11 protein-coding genes are annotated in these 9,674 nt (G+C 70.4%); 7 read left to right on the plus strand and 4 right to left on the minus strand.

What is annotated here, in order from left to right; all coding sequences use genetic code 11:
* The first annotated feature begins 8 nt into the window (after nt 1–8).
* Entirely contained in the window at nt 9–1,139 is a 1,131-nt protein-coding gene (locus tag FXO23_RS24130; protein ID WP_158887669.1) for a hypothetical protein, read from the plus strand.
* 2 nt (nt 1,140–1,141) lie between these two features.
* Nucleotides 1,142–1,690, plus strand: coding sequence for a hypothetical protein (locus tag FXO23_RS24135; RefSeq protein WP_179956859.1), 549 nt, complete (start codon nt 1,142–1,144; stop codon nt 1,688–1,690).
* On the opposite strand, the gene FXO23_RS24140 is transcribed toward FXO23_RS24135, so the two are convergent.
* Together FXO23_RS24140 and FXO23_RS24145 are read right to left on the minus strand one after the other, a co-directional pair.
* Complete coding sequence (locus tag FXO23_RS24140) at nt 1,687–3,036, minus strand: glycoside hydrolase 5 family protein (RefSeq protein ID WP_158887670.1); 1,350 nt, start codon at nt 3,034–3,036, stop codon at nt 1,687–1,689. The genes FXO23_RS24135 and FXO23_RS24140 overlap by 4 nt on opposite strands.
* A gap of 142 nt (nt 3,037–3,178) precedes the next feature.
* The gene (locus FXO23_RS24145; RefSeq protein ID WP_158887671.1) at nt 3,179–3,433 is read right to left on the minus strand and encodes a DUF397 domain-containing protein; all 255 of its coding nucleotides are present in this window, start codon (nt 3,431–3,433) and stop codon (nt 3,179–3,181) included.
* Nucleotides 3,434–3,708: 275 nt separating this feature from the next.
* Here FXO23_RS24145 and FXO23_RS24150 point away from each other — a divergent pair, with 275 nt between their 5' ends.
* Entirely contained in the window at nt 3,709–4,170 is a 462-nt protein-coding gene (locus tag FXO23_RS24150) for a hypothetical protein (RefSeq protein ID WP_246257732.1), read from the plus strand.
* Nucleotides 4,171–4,176: 6 nt separating this feature from the next.
* Nucleotides 4,177–4,431: a hypothetical protein gene (locus FXO23_RS24155; RefSeq protein ID WP_158887672.1), complete on the plus strand. Its 255-nt coding sequence runs from the start codon at nt 4,177–4,179 to the stop codon at nt 4,429–4,431.
* Between the two features lie 4 nt (nt 4,432–4,435).
* On the opposite strand, the gene FXO23_RS24160 is transcribed toward FXO23_RS24155, so the two are convergent.
* Nucleotides 4,436–5,284 carry an SAM-dependent methyltransferase gene (locus FXO23_RS24160; RefSeq protein ID WP_158887673.1) on the minus strand — a complete coding sequence of 283 codons (849 nt, stop codon included), beginning with the start codon at nt 5,282–5,284 and terminating at the stop codon, nt 4,436–4,438.
* 55 nt (nt 5,285–5,339) lie between these two features.
* Nucleotides 5,340–6,203: a helix-turn-helix domain-containing protein gene (locus FXO23_RS24165; RefSeq protein ID WP_158887674.1), complete on the minus strand. Its 864-nt coding sequence runs from the start codon at nt 6,201–6,203 to the stop codon at nt 5,340–5,342.
* A gap of 264 nt (nt 6,204–6,467) precedes the next feature.
* Here FXO23_RS24165 and gndA point away from each other — a divergent pair, with 264 nt between their 5' ends.
* Genes gndA through pip form a run of 3 tightly spaced genes read left to right on the plus strand, consistent with a single transcriptional unit; the run spans nt 6,468 to nt 9,542 of the window.
* Entirely contained in the window at nt 6,468–7,901 is a 1,434-nt protein-coding gene (gene gndA / locus FXO23_RS24170) for an NADP-dependent phosphogluconate dehydrogenase (RefSeq protein WP_158887675.1), read from the plus strand.
* The gene (locus FXO23_RS24175; RefSeq protein WP_158887676.1) at nt 7,898–8,524 is read left to right on the plus strand and encodes a methyltransferase domain-containing protein; all 627 of its coding nucleotides are present in this window, start codon (nt 7,898–7,900) and stop codon (nt 8,522–8,524) included. Before gndA ends, FXO23_RS24175 begins: the two co-directional genes overlap by 4 nt.
* A gap of 43 nt (nt 8,525–8,567) precedes the next feature.
* The gene (pip, locus tag FXO23_RS24180; RefSeq protein ID WP_158887677.1) at nt 8,568–9,542 is read left to right on the plus strand and encodes a prolyl aminopeptidase; all 975 of its coding nucleotides are present in this window, start codon (nt 8,568–8,570) and stop codon (nt 9,540–9,542) included.
* Nucleotides 9,543–9,674: the final 132 nt, after the last annotated feature.

The raw sequence follows: 9,674 nt of genomic DNA on the forward strand, positions 1-9,674 counted from the left end.
GAGTTGGTATGGATCTCACCGCATCGGGCGCCGGAATCCGCGGCGCCTCGGCGACCCGGGCCGCGGCACGGGGACGGCCCGCCGCGCTGACCCTGCTCTGCGGCACCGTGCTGTCCCTGACCGGCCTCACCTGGGACGTGCAGTGGCACAGCGACGTCGGCCCGGACACGTTCTTCACCCTGCCCCACCTCTTCCTGTACGCGGGCAGCGCGATCGCCGGGCTGGCCAGCCTCGCGGTCGTGCTCGCGACCACGGCGGCCCAGCGCGCCGGGCGGCCGATCGACCCGTCGGTCGGCGGGCGCGCGGTCGCGGTGTTCGGCCGGACGTTCGCCGCGCCGCTCGGCTACCTGGTGTCCGGGGTCGGCGCGGCCTCGTTCCTGCTCTACGGATTGTGGGACCAGTGGTGGCACGGCCTGTACGGCTTCGACGCGGTGATCGACTCGCCGCCGCACATCGGGCTGCTGCTGTCGATCACGGTCACCATGATCGGCGCGGTGATGGTGTTCTCCGCCGCCGGGCACCAAACCTGGGGCGCGCTCGGCGCGCTCGTCGGCGTCGCCGTGCTGATGGCGTTCAGCACGGTGACCGTGCTCGGGCTGCAGGACGTCGACGGGGTCGTGAACGCGATCGACGCGGGCACGGCGTTCCTCTCCGTGCTGCTGGTCCTGCTGGCCGCGGGCCTGCGCGCCCGGCCGGGCGGCGCGCTGATCGCCGCGGCGATGCTCGCCGTGCTGCAGGCGGTGTTCTGGTGGTTCTCGCCCTGGGCGGCGCACGTCTACGCGGACGCGGTCGGGCTCCCGGTGCGCGACTACATCCTCGGCATACCGGAAATGCCCTCGCTGTTCCCGATGTGCCTGGTCCCGGTCGCCGCGGTGGTCGAACTCCTGCTGTGGAACGCCCGCCGCCGCGGCGCTCCGCCGCGCTGGACCCCGGTCCTCGCGGGCGGGATCGGCGGCCTGCTCGTCGCCGCCTGCGCCCCCGTCCAGAGTTCCTGGATCTATCCGATGTCCCATTTCCCGGATGCCGCGACCATGATCGCCACCAGCGTGGCCGGAGCCCTGCTCGGTTTGCTCGCGGGCTTCCTCGGCTGGCGGTTCGGCCGCATGCTCCGCCTGCTCACGCCTGCGGGAGGACAGTAAGTATGCGCGTTGTATACAAGCTGCGTACAGCCGGTGCGCTCCTGGTGACGATCCTCGGATTGGTCCTGACCACCGGCGGCACGGCGTCGGCCTACGAGCCGGTGAACATCGTGCACACCGAACGCGTGCAGGCGGGCCCGTACGGGCTGACCGTCGGGTTCAGCACCTGGCCGCTGCGCGCGATGCAGTCGCTGGACTTCACGTTCATCCCGGACGGCGGCATCGACGACAAGTCCGGCACGCTCGCCAAGCTGACCCCGGACACCGGCCAGGGCCGCCCGCAACCGCTCGCCCGCCATCCCCGCAAGCGGGAGGTGTGGGGGCTCGACGTCCGTTCCCTCGATCTGGAAGGGAACTGGACGTTCCGGTTCGCCCTGGACGGGCCGCAGGGCAAGGGCGTCGGCGAGCTGAAGAACCTCGCGGTGCTCGAGCAGCCGGGCCCGCCGATGGCGCTGAGCTGGTCGATCAGCACGCTCCCGCTGATCGGGCTGGTGGTGTTCCTGGTGGTCGCCTGGCGCCGCACCCGCCCGGCCCTGGCGGCTCCCGCCTAGGGACGCACCAGGGTGGTGATGCCCCGGGAACGCAGGTAGTCCTGGTCACCCGCGCGGCTTTCCAGCACGAAGGCCGCGCGGGTTCCCTTTTGCGCCAACGAGAAGAACAGGTCGCGCCCCTTGATCGGGTCCTGGTCCGGGATGACGATGCCGGTCGAGCGCGGTTCCACCGGCGGCGGTTCCCGATCGAACCGCGCGGCGAGGTCGCGCAGCGCGGCGCCGGCCGGTTTGAGCTTGCGGTCGTTGGTGTACAGGCCCAGGTCGTACTCGAGCGGGTTCAGCCGGGGCACCAGCCGCTCGGACACGTCGTGCGAGCACCACCAGGTGAACCCGAGGAAGTGGTCGCTGCTCGCGGCGTTGCGGATCGAGCGGTGCATCCACTCGCCCAGCAGCGGCCGGGTCTGGTCGGAGAAGTGGATCGACGGGGCCGCGCCGTCCTCCTGCACCCAGCACGTCCGGTCGGCGGCGCCGTAGGCCCGCATGAGCTGGACGAGCCGTTCCGCGTTGTGCGTGGCCAAAGCACCGAGCGGGTCGGTGCGCAGGATCTGCTTGAACGAGGTCCACGGGTGGATCGAGCTGACCGAGCCCGCGACCGAGAGCCCGCCGCGGGTGAAGCAGCGGTCACCGGTGGCGTCCCAGGGCGCCGAATCGCAGCCGACCGTGTTCGCCTTGCCCGGGGCCACCTCGTCGGCGGTGGCGCACAGGGCTTTCGCCCACGCGTCGGCCTGCGCCGGGGTCACGCCGAGACCGGCGTAGTTGTCCCAGTAGTAGTACGGCTCGTTGGACAGGTCGAAGCCGAGGAAGCGGCGGTGGCGGCCGATCCGCGCGGCCAGGGCGCGCAGCAGGGCGTGCTGGGCGTCCAGCGCGGCGGGGTCGGCGAACCAGTTCACCGGTTTCGGCGTGGTCTGCAGCCAGTTCGGGGTCCAGTAGCGCGCCGAGATGTGCCCGTTGAACACGGTCACCTCGACGTCCAGGCCGACCTCGCCGGCCAGGTCGAGGAAGCGGGCCAGGCGGTCGAGCTTCTCGCCGCTGATCAGGTGCGGTTCGGGCTGGAACTCCGACCACAGCAGCATGATCCGGATGTGGTCCAGGCCGAGGCGCGCGATGTCGTGCAGGTCGCGGCGGAGGTCGGTCTCCCGCCAGTCCTGCCACATGTGGAACCAGCGGGTCGAGGGCGTGTAGTTGACGCCGAGGCGGACCCGGCGGCGGCGGGCCGCCGGGTCGGCCAGCGCGGGGCCCGCCGCGGCGAGCGCGGCGGCTCCGGCGATCGTGCCGCCGAGGAGCGTGCGGCGGCCGAAGCCGGAACGGGTGGCAGCGGGGACGGCGTTGTCGGCGTCAGCGGGCATGGGGTGACCTCCGGTTCGCGGGGCCGCCCGGGCACGGCGAACCGGCACCGGGGCGCGCGAAAGTCAGAAGTACCACAATCGGGGAACTTTTCCCCGCACCAGAACGAATCCTGTCCATTTCCGGCCAACGGCCGGAGCCGGATCACGCGGGCAGGTCGAACTGCCCGGCCTTGACCGCGATCAGGAAGGCGTCCCACTCGCCGGCGTCGAACACGAAGACCGGGCTGTCGGCGAGCTTGGTGTCGCGCAGGCCCACCAGCCCCGCGACACCGGTGTTAACTTCGACACAGTTACCGCCATTCGGCTCACTCGCGAAGGACTTCTCCCACGCCGCGTCGTCGAACAGCCCGGCGGCGGTTCGCGGATCGTAATCCACCCTCTGCGGATAATCCGGCATTGGTCTACCTCCGTGCGATATTCGGAACCGGCCGGTGACCTGCGCTTCAGCGCGCGGCACCGGTCGCGTCCCCGTACCCCTTGGTCAGGCGGTACCCGTGTCAGGCCTGTCTGAGTGAGCGCTTAGTTGATCACTCGACAACAAGATTATTCCAGGAGTAGGATTAATCCCAGCGGCCGGGGCAAGGTTGTTGGTAAATGGCCATCCCGCGTTAATGCTGGTGATCGTCTGTCCAGGTCGCACGGCACTACTCACCTCTCGGGGGGAGGACCACGGTGGTCGTTCAGGAAGCCGTCACAGCGGGCCCGCCAGGCCTGCTGCGCCCGCGGCGCGCCTCGCGACCCGCGCCGCCGTTCATCGTCGTCGGCCGGATCAACGAGCGCGAAGAGGTCACTTCGGTGGCCAGTCCCGCGGAGGCGCTCGAGCTCATGATGCGATGGCTCGATCAGGACGAAGAAGCTCGCGCGGTCTGGTACCTGCGCGACGACTGGCCGGAAGCGATCACCGTGATCGGCAGACCCGCCGCGGGCGCGGTCGGCGAAACCCAGCGGTCCACCCACCTGTTCCCGATCGAGCCGGGAGTCGTGCACTGCGGCTCCCTGGTGGCCGGGTGCGGAACGGAACTTCCGCTGCCGCGGATCGAATGGCTCCGGCTCGGCGCCGGGATGCCGTGCGAACGCTGCCTCGCCACCACGAACACACCGGACGCGCCCCGGCCCAGGCTGATGAGAGGGTGAGGGGCGATGACCGTCAGGCTGCTGGGGGCCGGGTGGCGCGAAATATCACCGGGGCCACCCGGGCCTGACCGTTACGAAGATCCGGATCCCGGCTACGCGCGCCCGCGCGGTTCGCGGCGCAACTGGCTGGCCGAGACCGACACCGGATCCGGGGCACGCGCGCCGAAGGCCGTCCGGACCGACCGCAGGCTCATCGCGTTGACGGACTTCCTCGAGGCGAGCACCCGGATCACGGTCGAGGCCGCCGCCCCGCCGCGCTGACCGGCTACGGCTTGCGGCCGACCCCGCCGAGCACGCAGGACAGCGGCGGATTGTGCGCGATCTTCCGCGTCGCCCGGGATTCGCCTTCGTCGAGGCGCCACTCCGGCAGCCACACCAGCCCGGGCTCGACCAGTTCGAAATCGCCGAAGAACTCGGCGACCTCCGCCTTCGTCCGGAAGTGCACCGGGGTGCTGGACTCCTCGTACTGCTTGGCGGTCAGCCGCATCTGCGACAGCTCGCTTTCCGGAATCCCCTCGTCCGTCCCGTGCGAGATGATCAGGTGCGAACCGGGCGCGAGCAGTTCCCGGTACTGGGACACGGCTTCGGCCGCGCCCTGCTCCGGCGGCACGAAGTGCAGCACCGCCACCAGGATCAGCCCGATCGGCCGGTCCGGATCGAGCACACCGGTCGCCAGCGCGGCCTTCCACACGCCGAGCACGTCCCGCAGGTCCGCGTTGATCGCCGCGTGCCGCGCCGGATCTCCCTTGCGTTCCAACAAGGTCTTGGCATGCGCCACGGCCACCGGTTCGTTGTCGACGTAGACGCAACGGCTGTCCGGGTGGATCGAATCCGCGGCCTCGTGCACGTTGCCGACGGTCGGCACCCCGGAGCCGAGGTCCAGGAACTGGGTGATCCCGTTGCGCGCGCAGTACCGCACCGCCCGGCCCAGGTAGTCGCGGTTCACCCGGGCGAGGGTTCTGGCCAGCGGCAGCTTCTCGATGACCTGGTCGCCAAAAGCCCGGTCGATCGCCCAGTTGGCGGTTCCGCCGAGCAGATAGTCGTAGACACGCGCGGCGTTGGGCCGGTCCAGGTCCACGCCGTAGGGCACGCCCGGGTCACTGCTGTCGGTCACCCGTTTCCCCTTTGCCGGTATGCGGTTCGTCCCCGGCAAGGCTACTGGAACGTAGTCAGCCGGCGGTATTCATCGCCGCGCGGTACTTCTCGGCGAGGTCCTTGAGGAACTGCCGGGTGTCCTGGCGCTCCATCGCCGCGCCCCGCAGCCGGTCCCAGGAGTCGACGAACAGCTGGAAGTCCTTGGGTTCGTCCAGGTACAGCCCACCGGCGGAATGCTCGATGTACACGAAATCCCTGGTGCGGTCCGGAAAGCGCATGATGGTGAAGTCGTTCGGCACCGCGGCCAGGCGCGCGTCGAAGGGCAGCACGTGCACGTAGACGCGGGCGCGCTTCTCCAGCTCGAGCAGGTGCTCGACCTGGTCCAGCATCACCGCCGGCGCGACCCCGCCCGGTGCGCGGCGCAGCGCGGCCTCGCTGAGGATGAACCGGTAGTACGGCGGCTGCTGCTGGTCGAAGACGGCCTTGCGGTCGAGCCGGTTGCGCACCAGCGAGGTGACGTCGGTGGCACCGGCTTCGGTGAACTGCTTGAGCATGTAGTGCTCGGACTGCAACGGCCCGGGAATCCGCTCGCCGTGCCAGGTCATGATCTCGGCCGCCGCGGGCTCGAGGTCGGTGAACGTGCGGAACCAGTGCGGCACCACGGATCGGTAGCCGGACCAGTGACCACGCTGACCGGCCGCCGCCCGCGCGAGGTTCATCAGCGTCTCCGACTCGTCACCGTTGACTCCGAAGGCTTCCAGCATGGTCCGGACGTCACCGAGCTTGACGCCGACCGAACCGGACTCGATCTTGTTGACCTTGCCCTGGGTGCAGCCGAGCACGTCGGCGACCTGCTGCTGGGTCATCTTGGCGGCGGTGCGAGCGTGCCGCAGCTCGTTGCCGAGCTGCTTCCGACGCGAGGTAACGGTGCTGGCCATCAGCTCGCCCCCGGCCTACTCACCAATGCCACGGCACCCCAATCCAGTGATCACTCGAACCCCTGACCTTACACTTTCACGCAGTGGAATTCGACGATGACGCCGCGCAGGGTGTCAAAAACAGGGGCTGAACGCTAGTTACCGACGCGTACTCCAGCCGAATTGGTCAACGATCACGAACTCGTGAGCCGCGTCGCGGACCGGCTCAGGCGGTAACACCCACGATAGTGTGCGCGTAGGCACGACGGAAGGCAGCACGAGGCGATGACCAACCAGGCGAGCATCGGGGTGACCGGGCTGGCGGTGATGGGCCGGAACCTGGCCCGCAACCTGGCGCGGCACGGACATACCGTGGCCCTGCACAACCGCTCCGAGCAGCGGACCCGCGATCTCGTGGAGCGGTTCGGCTCCGAGGGCGAGTTCATTCCCACCTATTCCGCGCGCGAGTTCGTCGACGCGCTGGCGCGGCCCCGCCAGGTGGTGATCATGGTCAAGGCGGGCGCGCCGACCGACGCGGTCATCGAGGAGTTCGCCCCGCTGCTGGAGCCCGGCGACGTGATCGTGGACGCCGGCAACGCGCATTTCGCCGACACCCGGCGCCGCGAGGCCGCGCTGCGCGAACGCGGCCTGCACTTCGTGGGCACCGGCGTCTCCGGCGGCGAGGAAGGCGCGCTGCACGGGCCGAGCATCATGCCCGGTGGCTCGAAGGAGTCCTACGAATCGCTCGGACCGCTGTTCGAGGACATCTCGGCGAAGGTCGGCGGCGAACCGTGCTGCACGCACATCGGCGCGGACGGCGCCGGGCATTTCGTGAAGATGGTGCACAACGGCATCGAGTACGCCGACATGCAGCTCATCGCGGAGTCGTTCGACCTGCTGCGCGGCGCGCTCGGGTACGAGCCCGCGCAGATCGCCGAGGTGTTCCGCACCTGGAACACCGGGCGGCTCGACTCGTATCTGATCGAGATCACCGCGCAGGTGCTCGCGCACACCGACGCCGCGACCGGGAAACCGTTCGTGGACGTGGTGACCGACCAGGCCGAGCAGAAGGGCACCGGCCGCTGGACCGTGCAGATCGGCCTCGATCTGGGCGTGCCGATCAGCGGGATCGCCGAGGCCGTGTTCGCGCGCTCGCTGTCCGGGCACGCGGATCTGCGCGCGGCGAGCCGCGGGCTGCCCGGACCGTCGCGGGCGAAGCTGTCCGATGCCGAGGGGTTCGCGGACGACGTCGAGCGCGCCCTGTACGCGTCCAAGATCGTCGCCTACGCGCAGGGCTTCAACCAGATCCAGGCAGGCGGCGCCGAGTACGGCTGGGACATCGACCTGGGCGCGGTCGCCTCGATCTGGCGCGGTGGCTGCATCATCCGGGCGAAGTTCCTGGACGACATCCGGGCCGCGTACGCCGCCGAGCCCGGTCTGCCGACCCTGCTCACTTCGGGTGATTTCCGCGCCGCGGTGGCGGACGCGCAGGACTCCTGGCGTTCGGTGGTCGCCACGGCCGCTCGGCTGGGCATCCCGACCCCCGGCTTCGCCACCGCCCTCGCCTACTACGACGGGCTGCGCGCCGAGCGGCTGCCCGCGGCACTGGTGCAGGGGCAGCGCGACTACTTCGGCGCGCACACCTACCGGCGGGTGGACCGCGAGGGGACGTTCCACACCGAGTGGGCGACCGAGGAACGAGCCGAGAAGCCCGCGTGAATCTCAAGGACGCGCTGGCGGCCGGGCTGGCGAAGCAGCTCGGCCACCCGCGCGGCCTGCGCGGCAGGCTCGTCGGGGCACTGCTCAACCGCGCGAACTCGCGCCCGGTCACCGGCGCCGTCGACGCGCTGGGCCTGCGCGCCGGGGAGACCGCGGCGGACATCGGTTTCGGCGGCGGATTCGGCCTCGCGCTGCTGCTGGGCCGGGTCGGCCCGGCCGGGCTGGTGCACGGCGTCGAGGTGTCCGAGACGATGTTCGCCCGGGCCACCCACCGGTTCGCCCGCGCGGACCGGCTGCGGCTGCACCGCGGTTCCATCACCGACCTGCCGCTGGACGACGCGTCGGTGGACGCGTTGATCACCTGCAACACGGTGTACTTCGTGGCCGATCTGGATCGCGCGTGCGCCGAGCTGGCCCGGATCCTGCGCCCGGGCGGGCGGGCCGTGGTCGGCATCGGCGACCCGGCCGAGATGGCCAAGATGCCGTTCACCGAACACGGATTCCGGCTCCGCCCGGTGGCCGAGGTGATCGCCGCGCTGGAATCGGCCGGGCTGGTGCTCACCGAGGACCGGCGGCTCGGCAAGAGCGAGCGCGGGTTCCACCTCCTGCTGGCCTCGGCGTAAAACGGGACGCCGGACCGGGGTGGCTTCCGGCAGAGTGGGGCGCATGCACACGTTGTACCCCGAACTCGAAGCGCGGCGGACCGGGCAGCTGGACGTCGGCGACGGAAACCTCGTCTACTGGGAGGAAAGCGGGAATCCGGCCGGGAAACCGGTCGTCTTCCTGCACGGCGGCCCGGGCGGCGGCTGCTCGCCGACGCACCGCCGGTTGTTCGCCCCGGAGGCCTACCGGATCGTGCTGTTCGACCAGCGCGGCTGCGGCCGCAGCACGCCGCACGCCAGCGAAAGCGCCGAGCTGTCCGCGAACACCACCTGGCACCTGGTGGCGGATATGGAACGCCTGCGCGAGCACCTGGGCATCGAGCGCTGGCAGGTGTTCGGCGGTTCCTGGGGCAGCACGCTGGCGCTCGCCTACGCGGAGAAACATCCCGAGCGCGTGACCGAACTGGTGCTGCGCGGGGTGTTCACCGTGCGGAAGTCCGAATTGGACTATTACTACGGCGGTGGGACGGCGGAGCTGTTCCCCGATCTCTGGGCGGGTTTCCTGGCACCGATCCCTCCCCGCGAACGCGACGGTGATCTCGTCGCCGCCTATCACCGGCTGCTGAACGATCCGGATCCCGCGGTGCACGAACCGGCCGCGGTCGCCTGGAGCACCTACGAGGCGAGCCTGATCTCCCTGCTGCCGCGCCCGAAACTGGTCGAGCAGTTCGCCGATCCGAAGTTCGCGCTCGCGTTCGCGCGGATCGAGAACCACTACTTCACGCACCACGCGTGGCTGGAAGAGGGCCAGCTGATCCGGGACGCCGGTCGCCTCGCGGGCATCCCCGGGGTGATCGTGCAGGGCCGGTACGACGTCATCACCCCGGCCCGCACGGCCTGGGACCTGGCCAAAGCGTGGCCCGGCGCCGAGTTGTCCATTGTGGACGACGCCGGGCACGCGTACGACGAGCCGGGCATCCTGAGCGAGCTGATCGCCGCCACCGACCGCTTCGCGGCCACGCGCGAGTTTTCCCAGTGAGCTGGTGGCACGGTCCCGCCACCGCGAGTTGCACACTCAGGTACGCGAGTTACACACTCGGGCACCTGAGTTGCTGAACCGCCCCGGGTCTGATGGAGGCTCCTCGTGTGAGTGAGGATGTGGATCATGGCC

The sequence above is a fragment of the Amycolatopsis anabasis genome (assembly GCF_009765355.1).
Lineage (GTDB): Bacteria > Actinomycetota > Actinomycetes > Mycobacteriales > Pseudonocardiaceae > Amycolatopsis > Amycolatopsis anabasis.